The 14,228-nt window shown below is 61.6% G+C and carries 14 protein-coding genes; 6 read left to right on the forward strand and 8 right to left on the reverse strand.

Features of this window, described 5'->3' with window-relative positions:
• The first annotated feature begins 15 nt into the window (after window positions 1-15).
• The 5 genes from FME68_RS03210 (at window position 16) to FME68_RS03230 (ending at window position 3,396) form a co-directional block, all read left to right on the forward strand.
• On the forward strand, window positions 16-549 hold the full coding sequence (locus FME68_RS03210) for an NUDIX hydrolase (protein ID WP_158395993.1): 534 nt from the start codon (window positions 16-18) through the stop codon (window positions 547-549).
• A gap of 127 nt (window positions 550-676) precedes the next feature.
• Window positions 677-1,045 (forward strand): hypothetical protein, encoded by a 369-nt coding sequence (locus tag FME68_RS03215; protein ID WP_158395995.1) that lies wholly within the window; start codon window positions 677-679, stop codon window positions 1,043-1,045.
• Between the two features lie 21 nt (window positions 1,046-1,066).
• Window positions 1,067-1,762, forward strand: a complete 696-nt coding sequence (locus FME68_RS03220; RefSeq protein ID WP_195914084.1) for a YhaZ family DNA alkylation repair protein — start codon at window positions 1,067-1,069, stop codon at window positions 1,760-1,762.
• 275 nt (window positions 1,763-2,037) lie between these two features.
• Window positions 2,038-2,649 carry an META domain-containing protein gene (locus FME68_RS03225; RefSeq protein WP_046647746.1) on the forward strand — a complete coding sequence of 204 codons (612 nt, stop codon included), beginning with the start codon at window positions 2,038-2,040 and terminating at the stop codon, window positions 2,647-2,649.
• A 168-nt stretch (window positions 2,650-2,817) separates the two neighbouring features.
• Complete coding sequence (locus tag FME68_RS03230; RefSeq protein ID WP_230308874.1) at window positions 2,818-3,396, forward strand: META domain-containing protein; 579 nt, start codon at window positions 2,818-2,820, stop codon at window positions 3,394-3,396.
• A gap of 35 nt (window positions 3,397-3,431) precedes the next feature.
• Here FME68_RS03230 and FME68_RS03235 read toward each other — a convergent pair whose 3' ends face one another.
• Window positions 3,432-4,391, reverse strand: a complete 960-nt coding sequence (locus tag FME68_RS03235) for a TDT family transporter (protein WP_328287696.1) — start codon at window positions 4,389-4,391, stop codon at window positions 3,432-3,434.
• A gap of 210 nt (window positions 4,392-4,601) precedes the next feature.
• The gene (gene glnA / locus FME68_RS03240) at window positions 4,602-6,035 is read right to left on the reverse strand and encodes a type I glutamate--ammonia ligase (RefSeq protein WP_328287697.1); all 1,434 of its coding nucleotides are present in this window, start codon (window positions 6,033-6,035) and stop codon (window positions 4,602-4,604) included.
• A gap of 129 nt (window positions 6,036-6,164) precedes the next feature.
• Here glnA and FME68_RS03245 point away from each other — a divergent pair, with 129 nt between their 5' ends.
• Window positions 6,165-6,599, forward strand: a complete 435-nt coding sequence (locus tag FME68_RS03245; RefSeq protein ID WP_046647925.1) for an RDD family protein — start codon at window positions 6,165-6,167, stop codon at window positions 6,597-6,599.
• 266 nt (window positions 6,600-6,865) lie between these two features.
• Here the strand turns inward: FME68_RS03245 and FME68_RS03250 are convergent, their stop codons facing one another.
• The 6 genes from FME68_RS03250 to gcvP all read right to left on the reverse strand — a co-directional run bounded on the left by FME68_RS03250 (window position 6,866) and on the right by gcvP (window position 14,161).
• Window positions 6,866-7,651 carry a DUF4191 domain-containing protein gene (locus FME68_RS03250; protein WP_158395999.1) on the reverse strand — a complete coding sequence of 262 codons (786 nt, stop codon included), beginning with the start codon at window positions 7,649-7,651 and terminating at the stop codon, window positions 6,866-6,868.
• 42 nt (window positions 7,652-7,693) lie between these two features.
• Window positions 7,694-8,758 (reverse strand): lipoyl synthase, encoded by a 1,065-nt coding sequence (lipA, locus tag FME68_RS03255; protein ID WP_046647927.1) that lies wholly within the window; start codon window positions 8,756-8,758, stop codon window positions 7,694-7,696.
• A 108-nt stretch (window positions 8,759-8,866) separates the two neighbouring features.
• Entirely contained in the window at window positions 8,867-9,673 is an 807-nt protein-coding gene (lipB, locus tag FME68_RS03260) for a lipoyl(octanoyl) transferase LipB (RefSeq protein WP_158396002.1), read from the reverse strand.
• Window positions 9,674-9,742: 69 nt separating this feature from the next.
• Window positions 9,743-10,135, reverse strand: coding sequence for a glycine cleavage system protein GcvH (gcvH, locus tag FME68_RS03265; protein WP_158396004.1), 393 nt, complete (start codon window positions 10,133-10,135; stop codon window positions 9,743-9,745).
• 42 nt (window positions 10,136-10,177) lie between these two features.
• Window positions 10,178-11,290 (reverse strand): glycine cleavage system aminomethyltransferase GcvT, encoded by a 1,113-nt coding sequence (gene gcvT / locus FME68_RS03270; RefSeq protein WP_158396006.1) that lies wholly within the window; start codon window positions 11,288-11,290, stop codon window positions 10,178-10,180.
• A gap of 3 nt (window positions 11,291-11,293) precedes the next feature.
• Window positions 11,294-14,161, reverse strand: coding sequence for an aminomethyl-transferring glycine dehydrogenase (gene gcvP, locus FME68_RS03275; RefSeq protein WP_158396008.1), 2,868 nt, complete (start codon window positions 14,159-14,161; stop codon window positions 11,294-11,296).
• Between the last annotated feature and the right edge of the window lie 67 nt (window positions 14,162-14,228).

Genomic DNA, 14,228 nt, shown 5'->3' on the forward strand with positions numbered 1-14,228 from the left:
TGCTAGGCTTACCCCATGCCGACTCCTGATTTCATTGTGTCTCTGCGTGAGAAAATCGGTCACGAGCAGCTCTTTTTGCCCAGCGTGACCGCGGTTATTGTGCGGGCCGTGCCCACGGGTTCCGCTATCTGGGAGTTGCCCTCGGTGCTGCTTGCCCAGCGTGCCGATAATGGCACGTGGGCTCCCGTCTCCGGTATCTGTGAGCCGGGTGAGGAGGTCACGGCGACTGCACTGCGTGAGGTCAAGGAGGAAGTGGGCCTCGATGGTCGCATCGAAGCGCTCCTCGGCGTGGGCCAGGTGGGCCCAGTAGTCTGCCCCAATGGGGATAAGTGTCTCTACATGGATACCTCCATCCGGGTCTCCGTGCCGGACGATGCGGAGCCGGTTATCTCCGACGAAGAGAACCTGGCCGCGCAGTGGTTTTCGGTGGCGCAGATGCCGACGTCTGTCAGCGCCCGCCACCGCATGATCATCGGGGATGCCGTGGCGCAGATGAAGCACCCGCAGGGCTTCCGCCCGCGGATGGGCTACGTCAAGCGCACCACTTAAAAGGTTTTCTCCATAAGCATTGATGTGAGGGCACTGGATCTAATTGGTGTATCGAGGCGGCAATCCTTAATCCTGCCGCGAAAAAGTCTCTCCGCGCCGGGTAACATGCACAGCTATGGCTCCCAAAATGAAGGACTACTTCAACGCTGACACGGCACAAAAACTCGGTGCACAGCTTGGAATTGACGGCGAAGAGTACGCCGCGTGGGTCGCGCCGCGAGTCGAGGATTTAGAGATCCTGGACCGCGTGACCGTGTTTGCACAAGGGCTTCGGGAACAGCTCGGCGGGGATTATGTCGGGGTGATTGGCGGAATCGTCGATAAGCTTGGGCCCGAGCTTGCGGAGGGGGAAGGTTACTTCAACCACGCATTCCACCTGTGGCCGGTGAGCCGTTTCATCGAGCTGTACGGGATAGATGAGCCGGAGGTTTCTTTAGATGCAATTGAGGCGCTCACCAGGGTGTTCACCGGTGAGTTCGCGGTGCGTCCCTTCTGAGAGCGCTACCCAGAGCTGACCATGGCCCGGGTGAATGAGTGGGCTGGTTCGGACAGCCACAACGTGCGCCGCCTGGCTTCCGAGGGCATCCGTCCGCGCCTGCCGTGGGCAAAGGTGCACGCGCCGTTTGTGGCGGACCCCTCGCCGATCCTTCCGGTCCTGGGCCGGCTGTACGACGATGCGTCGCTGTTCGTGCGCAAGTCCGTAGCCAACAACCTCAACGACATTGGCCGTACGCACCCCGAGGTGGCTCTTGCAACCGCCTCGCGATGGGCAGACAGCGGATCGTCGCACGCAGCGTGGGTGGTGGAACAGGGGGTGCGCGGGCTGATCAAGCGCGGCAATAAGGAGGCCCTAGAGCTTGTTGGCTTTTCTCCGTCCACCGCCGTCACCGCCACCCGCCCCGAGTTCCCCCACACTGTGGCCATTGGTGAAAAGGCGACTCTTTCAACGACACTCACCAACACCGGCGATGCGCCCGCACATGTGCTTGCAGAGTATCGCGTGCACTTCCTTAAAAAGAACGGAACCCGGAAGCCCAGTGTGTTTCGCCTCGGCAAATACACGCTTGATCCGGGCGAAACCCGAGTGGTGACCAAGACGCACCCGTTTCGGGTCACCAGCACACGCACCTACTATCCGGGCACGCAGGCCTTAAGCTTGGTGATTAACGGCCGCGAAGGCGAGCAAGTGGAATTTGAGCTAACCCAGTTGTAACCGCGGCGCTAGATGACTGCACCAAAACCTGTGAGTGTGCCCGCCACCTTGTGGAGCTCGATCGCCCTTCTCATCATGTTCTGACTGCGGATGGGATACGTCAAGCGCGCCTCTTAATCTGGTTTTAGTGCTTCAAACAGGTGTTTTATGCTGCCAGCCTGGCTGCGGCAAGCGGGGAGAACTGGCCTCCGGCGACATTGGGAGAACGTGTCAATATCATGGGAAATGCATAAAAAACATTGCTATATGAAACTATCCCGCATAGCTTCAGGGTCATGTTGTCACTCAGATTCAAGAAAGTAACCATCGCCACAACCTTCGCCGCATTCGCCGGCACGGCACTCGGAACCGGGGTTGCCTCCGCGGCAGAGCCTTCTTCTGGAATCTCCTTCGGCTCCAGCTCCGGTGAGCTGGCACAGCTGAGCTCCACACTGTTTGGTAGCTCGAAGCCTGCTCCGGAAAACCCCGAAAACCCAGAAGCGCCGGAAGGTTCTGGCCTGATTGAAAAGGCAGAGGACGTGGAGGGCCTCACGGAACCGCTGACGGCAGAGCAAGCCAAGGAGGTTCTCAACGGCAGCTTCGTTGCGAAGAAGAACGATAAGATCGGGCTTTCCTTCCAACCGGATGGAACCGTAGGAGTTTCTGATGGTTGTAACCTCGGTAACGGTACATACTCTATCGCGGAGGACACCGGCGCCCTAGAGATCAAAGACGTCATAACCACTATGAAGGCTTGCGAGCCGGACGTGATGGTCGATGTTCACGATTTCAACGTCATCGTTCCGAAGAAGCCACAGGTCTATTCCATCGATGACACCACCATCGCATTGGTCAAAGATGGGCAGGCAATTCAGTTCGTCAAGGTCGATACCCCTGAAGAGAAGTAAGTGACCTTTCCTTATCAGTGGTCAACCCCCAGCAGGAGGTTGGCCACTTTCTGTGTTTTAGTCTGCGGCCTGTAAGGGGATGGGGGAGTTGTAGAGTTGCCTCAAAATATCATCGGAAACGCATGAAATGGGTTGATGTTGGAGGCCGCGGCCGATAGCTTCGGGGCCATGATTTCACGCACACTGAAGAAAGTAACCACAGCAACTGCGTTCGTCGCCCTCGCAGGCGGCGTCTTGGGCGCCGGTACTGCCGGTGCGCAAGAGCTGTCCTCCGTCGACTCCCCGCAGTCCAGCCAGATCCAGGAGCTGAGCTCCCGCCTCTTTGGCGGTCCGGGCACCCCGGAGGACTCTGAAGCACCGGAAGGCTCCGGGCTGATTGAGAAGTACGAGGACGTCGACGGTCTGCAAGACAAGCTGCCGGCCGATGAGGCCCAGAAGGTTCTCAACGGTACCTTCACCGCAAAGAAGAACCCAGAGATTTCCGTGACCTTCAATTCCGATGGAACCCTCGCTTACAACGATGGCTGCAACTCCGGTGGCGCTAGCTACAAGCTGGATCAGACCGATGCCATTGTGGTGGAGAACCTGAACTCTACGTTGCGCGCATGCTCCCCGGATGCCATGGCCGACGCCGATGCGCTCAAGGCTATCCTCTCGGCCAAGCCCGTTGTCTTCCCCCTAGAGGGAAACAACTACGCACTGGGTAGCCAGGGCCAGGTCATCCAGTTTGAGAAGGCCGAGAACTAAGGCTTCCTAAGCGTCCAGCATTTCACGTGGCGGGGCTAGTCCGAGATTGGGCTGGCCCCGCTTGTGCGTGCGCACCGGCCCTCGACGAGCCAGCCAATGAAGCGGCAGGAGCAAGCAGACCAGTGTGCGACAAGCAGCACCGGGATGCTGAGCGCGATGACGTCGAGAAGCTCCGAGCCATTCACCAGCGCTACCTGGTGACCACCCATGCTGACCGTTCCCGGTGGGAATGTGCAGGCCCACCACGCGGGCGAGTAATCCACCCAGCGAGCCACGTTGGGGTAGAAGGTGACCATGGCATAAAGCGCGAGGGGGATGGCAATCACCATGGCGGTGAGCCCGTAGTAGACAGAGAAACTACCGGGGTAGAGGATCTGCATGGCGGTAGTGGATTGGCCCACCACGCCTAACGGAACCCAGGCCGTCGCGGAGTTGGCGCCGGTGAGATTGACTTTGCCGTGCCAGGCAGCCCAATACACGCGGATGAAGATGGGGACCGCAGTGGAGATCGACATGACAAAAAGAACCGTGCCCATGACGTGGTAGGCGCGCCCGTAGTCGAGGGCGAGGAAGCCGGCTACGGAGGAGGAGATCATGGGGCCGACCAGCGGCAGGCCCCAGGTAAACCGCGGCTGACCGTCGAAGCGGGTGAGCTGAATAGCCCACGTGATGACGGTGACGGGGCCACCGATCCAGAAGCCGACTAGGCGGAAGGTTCCGATATCCGTCAACCCGGACAGCGCTGCGCCGAGCGCCAGGATGCCGATGAAATACATGGACCACTCGGCCATCGAGGTCCGCGCGAAGCTGGGCTGCCGATACACCGCGAAACCCACCGTCAGTACGAGAAGGATGACGCAGGATAGCGCTGCGAAGATGGCAGAGCCAGTGAGCATGCCTTCCTCAACGAGCAGCCGGGAGACGATGGACGTTCCCATGAGGCTGCCGCCCCATGCGGGGCCGGGCGGGGGCAATTGGCGGAATCTATCAGTCACAGAGGGGAATAGTAACCATTTACTGCGCACATGTCCCTTGTACTGTGCTTGTTCAGCACGTGAGATTGCGCCATCGTGAGCGCGTCAGTAGGGGAGAGCACAGTGTGGGTGTTGCATTAGGTGCTGACACGACGACAGGCTCCGACGAATCAAGCGAAACGTCGAAGCCTGTCATACCTGTCAAAGCAGTGCAGCTAAGGCAGCTTACCTCTAGCAGTCGTAGTACATCTCAAATTCCTGCGGAGTCGGGCGCAGGCGCACCGGCGCAATCTCGTTCTCGCGCTTGTAGTTGATGTAGGTCTCGATGAGGTCCTCGGAGAAGACATCGCCTTCGGTGAGGAAGTCATTGTCCTCCTCAAGTGCCGCGATGGACGCTTCCAGGGAGGTCGGTGCCTGCGGGATGGACGCAGCCTCTGCCGGCGGCAGCTCGTAGAGGTCCTTGTCCACCGGGGCGTGCGGCTCGATGCGGTTCTTGATGCCGTCGAGGCCTGCCATCATCATGGCGGCGAAACCGAAGTAGGGGTTGCCGGACGGATCCGGCGCGCGGAACTCGATGCGCTTTGCCTTCGGGTTGGAGCCGGTAATCGGGATGCGGATGGCAGCCGAGCGGTTGCGCTGCGAGTACACCAGGTTGATCGGTGCCTCAAAGCCCGGAACCAGGCGGTGGTAGGAGTTCAGGGTTGCGTTCGTGAACGCCAGAACCGCCGGTGCGTGGGCCAGGATGCCGCCGATGTAGTAGCGAGCAATGTCAGACAGGCCTGCATAGCCGGCCTCATCGTGGAAGAGCGGCTTGCCATCCTGCCACAGCGACATGTGGGCGTGCATGCCGGAGCCGTTATCGCCGGCCAGCGGCTTAGGCATGAAGGTCACGGTCTTGCCGAACTGCTCCGCGGTGTTCTTGATGATGTACTTGAAGGTCTGAATATCATCCGCCGCGTGCAGCAGGGAGTTGAAGCGGTAGTTGATCTCGTTCTGGCCGCTGCCCACCTCGTGGTGGAAACGCTCGATGACAAAGCCTGCCTTCTGCAGCTGCTCCACCATGGCGTCGCGAACTTCGCCGTGCTTGTCGACGGGCGCCGTAGGGAAGTAGCCGCCCTTCACGCGAGTCTTAAAACCGGTGTTCGGGGTGCCATCGAAGTTGGTCTCGGAACCGCGGTTCCACCAGCCTTCATCGGTATCAACCTCGTAGAAGCCGTGGTTAACGTCGGTGCTGTAGCGCACGGAGTCGAAAATATAGAACTCAGCTTCAGCGCCGAAGTTACAGGTATCCGCGATGCCGGTGGAAGCGAGGTACTCCTCAGCCTTGCGAGCGATGTTGCGCGGGTCGCGGCTAAAGGGCTCCAAGGTAAACGGGTCGTGGACGAAGAACTTGATGTTCAGGGTCCTCGCGGTGCGGAAAGGATCCACGAAGGCGGTCTTCGGATCCGGCAGCAGCGTCATATCGGACTCATCGATGGTGGTAAATCCGCGGATGGAAGAACCATCAAAGGCGAGGCCTTCGGCAGCTGCGTCTTCAGTAAATTCCTCGGCCGGAATAGAGAAGTGGTGCTCAGTGCCGGGGACGTCCGTAAATCGGATGTCAACGAACTTGACGTCCTCTTCCTTGATGAATGCGATGACGTCCTGGATTGTCTCAAAGGACACGGTGGTCTCCTGTTGGTTGACGTGTAGTACTCCCGACTAGTTTACAGGTATTGGCTTTGTCGCTGGGGTGTCTGGGGCACGTGGAGGCAAATTTTCTGCTTAGCAGAGACGACGGCTAGATTGGTGGGCATGGCTGATAACAACGATGGCTTTGAGAACGGGCAGTGGCCTGGGCAAACAATGGGCTTGCCCAAGGAAGGCTCAGGTTCCCTGGCTTCTGTAATGCGGCGCACTTTTGGCGTTCTCATTGACTGGCTCTTGGCAATGCTAATAGCCAATCTCCTCGAGCTCTTTACGAATTCGCTCGGTGGCCCGGCATTCTTGGGCTATGCAGTGTGGGTAGTCATGGGCATCGTGTGCGGTTGGCTCTTCGCCCGCACCCCGGGCATGGCGCTGCTGGGGATGGGAGTCGCACGTCTTGATGTGCCGGGCTCTTCCGTTGGCTTGTGGCGAGCTGCGGTCCGCACGCTGCTGACTGCTGTGCTGTTCCCCGCGGCGATGGTGGATGCCGACGGCCGCGGCCTCCACGACCGCGCCACCGGCACGGCCGTCATCATGGCTTAAGGCTTGTCCGGTGCCAACTGGGCCGTGTCCACCACAGATGCCCCACAAATGGTTCCCCTGAAAAGGTTTGTTTGGGGGCAAACAAACCTTCTTCATAACGCTAGATGGTTTACTTGGGGTCAAGTAAACCATCTGAGTAGAACCATCTGACGAAACCTGGTCACGAAGGCTAGGACGGTTCTAAAGCAACGAAGAATCGCAAGGTAAAGAAGGGGTCCCTTCCGAGAATCTCGGAAGGGACCCCTTCTTGTGTGGAGCGAGGTGGCTTACTTACCGCCCTTGCGCTCCTGCATGCGGCGCATGCGGCGGTTCATGCCCGCCATGTTTTGAGCCTGGCGGGGCATCGGGCCCTTGGGCAGGCCCGGAGTAGTGCCCGGCAGATCATCCATGGCCTCGATGCGGCGAATGTTCTCGTAGGTTTCGTTCTTGTTGTAGTTGCGCGGCAGCTTCATGATGTGGGTGCGCAGCTTGGACACCGGCACTTCGTCCTCACCGCTACCCACGAAGACCTCGTACACCGGCACACCGCCAGCCAGGCGGTCAACGCGCTTCTTCAAACGGTTGAGGGTAGGGGCGACGCGCTTGCGGTCACCTTCGACGACGAAAATGACGCCGGAGTTACCGATCACGCGGTGAACCAGATCCTGCTGGCGGGTCGCAGCCACGCCAGGCTTGACCTTCCACACCACGCCCACGGTGTTGCGCAGCTGCTGCTCCAAAGCCCAGCCGGCGACACCAGGCTGGTCCTCCACCTTCTTGTACATGTCGCGCTCAAGGCGGCGAGTGAACAGGAACATAGCGAGCATCGCGCCAAGGCCCAAGCCGATGATGAGCATGAACCACTCGCCGTTGAAGAGCAGGCCGATAAGGAAGAAGAGCAAGCCCACGCCCAAGAATGCGGCCAGCATGATGGGGATGAGAGCCTTGTCCTGCTTGCGCTGCATGTTGAACGCTTGCCACATCTGTGACCAGTTCTGCTTGCGCTTGGCACGCTTTGCCGCGCGCTCTTGCTTCTTCGCGTCCTTGAGCGACGCCTTATCGTCCTTAGCCATGTCTCCTACTTTAAGGGCAAGAGGAATAAAAAGAGAAACGCGTTAGCGGATGGTAGCTGCAACAGAGTTGGCCTGTGCGCGGGTCTTAGCCATGCGCGTGGTGACCGGAGTTTCCTCGGAGGGGCCGTACTTCTCCAGAAGGGTGGAAGCCTCCTGAGCGGTAGCGCCCTGGGAAGTCTCTGCCAAGTGCTTCAGGTTCTCCGGAAGCTCGAGGCCGCGTGCCTCCATGGCCTGCACGTAAAGACGACCAGCGCGGTAGGAGGAGCGGACCAGCGGGCCAGACATGACGCCACCAAAGCCGAGCTCCTTGGCCAGCTTGGAGTGCTCCACGAACTCCTCCGGGCGCACCCAGCGCTCGATCGGGTGGAAGCGCGGGCCGGGGCGCAGGTACTGGGTAATCGTGATGATGTCGCAGCCTGCCGAGCGCAGGTCGCGCAGCGCTTCCTCGATCTCCTCTGCGGTTTCGCCCATACCCAGGATGAGGTTGGACTTGGTAATCAGGCCAAAGTCGTGGGCCTGGCGGATGACGTCGAGGGAACGCTCATAGCGGAAGGCCGGGCGGATGCGCTTGAAGATGCGCGGTACCGTCTCCAAGTTGTGAGCGAAGACCTCCGGGCGGGCCTCAAAAACCTCCTGGAGCAGGTCCGGCTTACCGGAGAAGTCCGGGGTGAGGTTCTCTACGCCGGTGTTCGGGTTGAGTTCATGAATCTTGCGGACGACCTCGGCGTAGAGCCAGGCACCCTCATCCGGCAGATCATCGCGGGTAACGCCCGTAATGGTGGTGTAGTTGAGATCCATTTCCTGGATATTCTCTGCCACACGGCGCGGTTCGTCGCGGTCCAGCTCCGCTGGCTTGCCGGTAGCGATATCGCAGAAATCACAGCGACGAGTGCACTTGTCGCCGCCGATGAGGAACGTAGCCTCACGCGATTCCCAGCACTCGTGAATATTGGGGCAGCCGGCTTCCTGGCACACGGTGTGCAGGGAAGCACCAGTCACGCGAGATTTCATGTCCTCATACCCAGGGCCGGTGCGAACCTGGTTGCGGATCCAGCGCGGCTTCTGTTCGATGGGAGACTCTGCATTCTTCTTCTCAATGCGGAGCATCTTGCGTCCTTCAGGCTTAACAGTCACGGAACCTCACTTTAGGTGTTGAACTAGCTCTTTCTATTACAAGCCCTGCGGGTGGCTGCTTTATTCCACCGAGGGTAGCCGCTATTTTTCTTGCGCGGCTTTGCGGGCTTGGCGGGCCTTCTCGTTGGCCACTTTGATGGGATCTGGGGCCGAGGCAAAGGTGTGGTCGGCCACCGTCAGTTCGCCGGAGAGGGCTTTGCGGAGGGCGTCGAGAAGCGGGGCTTCTGCCTCCTCCATGGTCACCTTACGACCGAGCTCAAGCGACAGCGTTGACACGTCCGCATCGTCGATGCCGCAGGCCACGATGTGCTCGTAGTACTCCAAGGTGTTGGTGCAGTTGAGCGCTAGGCCGTGCATGGTCACGCCGCGGGTCACGCGAATGCCCAACGCACCTAGCTTGCGGTCGCGCTTCGGGGCGGCTGGGTCGGCAGCCTGAGTGGTGGAAGGAACCCACACCCCCGAGCGGCCATCGATGCGCCCAGCGGTGCTCACGCCGAGTTCACGGACGGCTTGGATGATGGCCTCCTCAAGGCGGCGGACGTAATCGACAACGTCAACCGGCTCGGCCAGCTTGATAATGGGGTAGACCACCAACTGGCCCTCGCCGTGCCAGGTGATGCGCCCGCCCCGGTCAACATCAATGACCGGTAGGCCATTATCGGGCATATCCTCCGGCTGCGTGCGCTTTCCGGCGGTGTAGACGTTGGGGTGCTCCACCACGAGGATGACATCCCCCTGCGTGCCCGCCGCCCGCGCCGCGGCGAGCTCGGCCTGCAGATCCCAGGCCTCTTGGTAGCCCATGCGGCCTAAGCGGCGGATCTCCAGTGGTTCGTCGGAAGCGCGGATGGAGCGATCAGCGGGAAAGAAAGGTTCGCGGGGAGCAGTCATGAACCCAATCCTAAACCCCGCGAAGATTCAGCCAGAAAGGGGCTGAGTGTGCGCTGCTCAAGCGTTGTTTTAATCGACGCCGTTGGCGGAAGCGTACTCATCGGCGGTCATCAGCTCGCCGACCTCGGTGACCTCGACCTCGAAGAGCCAGCCCTCACCGAAGGGATCGTTGTTGATGATTGCATAGTCATCGTGCACGTCCTCGTTGACGGCGGTCACGGTGCCGGTGACCGGGGAGTAGAGGTCAGACACGGACTTGGTGGACTCCACCTCGCCGCAGGTCTCGCCGTGCTCGACGGTATCGCCCACGGCGGGCAGCTCAGCGAAGACGACCTCACCCAGGCGGTCAGCGGCCACGGAGGTGATGCCGATACGGACGGTAGAACCAACGACGGAGTCAGCGGTGGCGTTGATCCACTCGTGGTCCTCGGAGTAGGAGAAATCGGAAGGAAGGTTAGCCATGAGAAGGGGTGTCCTTTCGGTAGTTGACTTCAGTAGTGGAGTTTACTTATCGCGCTTGTAGAAGGGCAGCGCGGACACTTCGAAGGGGTAGCGCTTGCCGCGGATGTCTACCTCCACGGCAGCACCCGGCTCGAGGCCAGCGGCGGTATCGATGAGCGCGAGTGCTACCGGGTGCCCCAGGGTGGGGGAGGGCTGACCGGAGGTCACCGTGCCCACCTTGTTCTCACCCACGTAGACCTCGGAGCCGGCACGGGCCGCGCGGCGCTGGGAGGAGACAAGTCCGGTGATGACGGCCTGCGGGCCCTCCTCGGCGCGCTGGCGCAGCACCTCAGCGCCCACAAAGTCCTGCTCCTTCTTGGCAAAGGCGCGGGACATCCCGGCTTCTACCGGAGTGATATCGCGGGTGAGCTCGTTGCCGTAGAGCGGCATGCCCGCCTCCAAGCGCAACGAGTCGCGCGCTGCCAAGCCGCAGGGCTTGATGCCGTATTCCTCGCCGGCCTTGAGCAGCTCTTCCCACAGCTCCGGGGCATCGGAGTTGTAGACGATGAGCTCGAAGCCGTCCTCGCCGGTGTAGCCGGTGCGGCAGATAAACGCGTACTTGCGGGCCACCTTGACGGTCATCGCTGCGTAGTAGGGCAGGTCCATGACGGCCTGCTGTTTGGTGTCCTCCACCAGCGGGACGAGGATTTCGAGTGCCTTCGGGCCCTGGACGGCAATCATCGCCACATCGCGGGACTCGTTCTTCAGGTCCACATCGAAGCCCTCGGCGCGCTCGTTGAGCGCTTCCCACACGGTGTCGGCGTTGCCGGCGTTGGGCACGACGAGGAACTTGGTCTCCTCCAAGCGGTAGGTGATGAGGTCATCGATGATGCCGCCATCCTCCGCGCAGATCATGGAGTACTTCGCCTTGCCCTCCTTAAGCGTGGTGAGGTTGGAGATGAAGCAGTAGGACAGGAACTCGGCGGCATCCGGGCCGTTGACCCAGATTTCACCCATGTGGGAGAGGTCGAAGAGGCCAGCGGCATTACGCACCGCGCGGTGCTCCTCCAGCTCGTTGTCATACTTCAGCGGCATCTCCCACGGCCCGAAGGGCGTGAAGGTAGCACCGAGTTTCTCGTGCTCAGCGTGCAGCGGGGAGTGCAGGTAGTCAGTCATTGATTAAACCTCCTGGTTGTCGTCGGAGTAGTCAAAAGCCTCTGGCGGCGGGCAGGTGCACACCAGGTTGCGGTCACCGTAAGCTTCGTCGATGCGGCGCACCGGCGGGAAGTACTTGTTAGCGCGCAGAGAGCTCACCGGGTAGGCGGCTTGCTGGCGGCTAAAGGCGTAGTTCCACTCGTCGGCGGCAACGGATTCGGCATTGAACGGTGCGTGGTGGATGACGGAGTTCTCGTAGGCCACCTTGCCGTCGATGATCTCCTGGATTTCAGCGCGGATGGAACGCATGGCTTCGATGAAGCGGTCCAGCTCACCCAGATCCTCGGACTCGGTCGGCTCCACCATGAGGGTGCCGGCCACCGGGAAGGACAAGGTCGGTGCGTGGAAGCCGTAGTCCACGAGGCGCTTGGCTACATCGGCGGCGGTGACACCGGAGGCGTCGGTCAGCTCGCGTAGGTCAAAGATGCATTCGTGCGCTACCAGGCCGGCATTGCCCGTGTAGAGAACCGGGAAGGAATCCTTCAGGTTCTGCGCCAGGTAGTTCGCGCCGAGGATGGCGTGGCTCGTGGCCTCCGTGAGCCCTTGCGCGCCCACCATGGCCAGGTAGGACCAGGAGATTGGCAGCACGCCGGCGGAGCCGTAGCGCGATGCGGTGGACGGCACACCGGTTCCCTCCACGGCCGGCTGTGCCGGGTCCAGCTGTGGGTCGTTGGCATCCGTTGGCAGGAAGGGCACCAAGTGCTTGGCGACGCCCACCGGGCCCACACCCGGGCCACCTCCGCCGTGCGGGATGGTGAAGGTCTTGTGCAGGTTCAGGTGAGACACATCGCCACCAAAAGCACCCGGGCGGGCCCAACCGGCCAGCGCGTTCATGTTCGCGCCATCGATGTAGACCTGGCCGCCGGCCGCGTGGACCTTGTCGCAGACCTCGCGTACCTCCGGGTCGAAGACGCCGTGGGTGGAGGGGTAGGTAATCATGATGCCGGCGATGTGCTCGCCGTGCTGCTCAATCTTGGCGTCGAGGTCGGCGACGTCGATGGAGCCATCCTCAGCGGTCTTGACCACGACAACTCGCAGGTTGGCCAGGGTGGCCGACGCCGCGTTGGTGCCGTGCGCGGAAGCCGGAATGAGGATGACATCGCGGCCGTGGTCACCGTTGGCCACGTGGTAGCGACGGATAGCCAGCAGGCCAGCCAGCTCACCCTGGGAACCGGCGTTGGGCTGGATCGAAACCTGGGCGTAGCCGGTGATATCGGCGAGCCAGGACTCGAGCTCGTCGATCAGCGCGCGCCAACCAGCGGTGGTCTCCTCCGGGGCATACGGGTGGATGCCCGCGAACTCCGGCCAGGAGATGGGCTCCATGGCAGAGGTGGGGTTGAGCTTCATCGTGCACGAGCCCAGCGGGATCATCGTGCGGTCGAGCGCCAGGTCCTTATCCGCCAGGGTGCGCAGGTAGCGCAGCATCTGGGTCTCGGAGTGAAGGGAGTTGAAGATCTCGTGCTGCAGCGGCTCCTCGGAACGCTGGACGGAGGACGGAATCTCGAAGGAGCCAGACGCGGCTGGCTCGGAGTTAGTGGAGGCCTCGGCGCCGAAGGCAGCGGCAAGGGTGTTGACGTCCTCGCTGGTAGCGGACTCGCCGAAGGAGACCGAGACCTTGTCGGAGCCGATGGCGCGCACCAGGTAGCCCTGCTCCTGCAGCTGGGCCTTGACGGCGGCCGCATCCACGCCGGTGACGGTCACGGTGTCAAAGAAGTCGCGGGAGACAATCTCCTTGCCCGCGCCGGTGACTGCTGCAGCAAAAGCAGAAGCGCGGTTATGCACGCGCTGCGCAATCTCCTTCAGCCCCTGCGGGCCGTGGTAGACCGCGTACATCGAGGCCACGTTGGCCAGGAGGGCCTGGGCAGTACAGATATTGGAGGTGGCGCGCTCGCGGCGGATGTGCTGCTCGCGGGTTTGCAGCGCCAGACGATAAGCGGGGCGGCCGGCGGCGTCCTTGGACACGCCCACGATGCGGCCCGGAAGCTGGCGCTTGAGCTTATCCGTGACGGACATGAAAGCCGCGTGCGGGCCGCCGAAGAAGAGCGGGACACCGAAGCGCTGCGAGGAGCCAAGGACGACGTCTGCGCCCATCGAACCAGGCGCTTCTAGAAGGAGCAGCGACAGCGGGTCGGCCACGACGGCGGCCAGGGCGCCGCGGGTGTGCAGCTCCTCGATGGCGGCGTGCGGGTCGACGATATCGCCCTCGGTTCCGGTGTAGGCCAGAACTGCACCGACGAGGTCTTCGCCGACGATGCCATCGCGGACATCAGCGATCTCGACCTCGAGCTCGATGGCGCGGGCGCGCTCGGCGGCCACGGTCAGGACCTGCGGGTGCAGGCGAGAGTCCAACAGCACACGGCGGCCCTTCTTCACAGCGCGGGCCATCAGGCCGACGGCTTCGGCGGTGGCAGAGGCTTCGTCGAGAAGCGAGGCGTTCGCGATGGGAAGGCCGGTCAGGGACTCGATCATGGTCTGGAAGTTCAGCAGTGCCTCGAGGCGGCCCTGCGAGATCTCCGGCTGGTAGGGCGTGTAGGCGGTGTACCATCCGGCATCCTCCAGCAGCCCGCGGCGAATGACCGCCGGGGTGAGGGTATCGGAGTAACCCTGGCCATAGAAGGACTTCAGCACGACGTTCTGGGAGGCGTACTCGCGCAGCTTCGCCTGCGCATCATCTTCGCTCAAAGCCTCCGGGAGGTTGAGCGCCTCGGTGGCGCGGATGGAGGCTGGCAAGGCGGCATCGACAAGCGCATCGACGCTGTCGTAGCCCAGGGCCTTGAGCATCGTTTCACGCTCGGCTGCATCCGGGCCGAGATGACGAGAGATGAAATCCATATAGTGAATCTCCTTCGTGGCGTTAGTTTGTGTGACCTAAACTGCTCCAAGTATAAAGCGTATGCCA

Origin of the sequence: Corynebacterium hiratae (assembly GCF_009708045.1) — a bacterium.
Lineage (GTDB): Bacteria > Actinomycetota > Actinomycetes > Mycobacteriales > Mycobacteriaceae > Corynebacterium > Corynebacterium hiratae.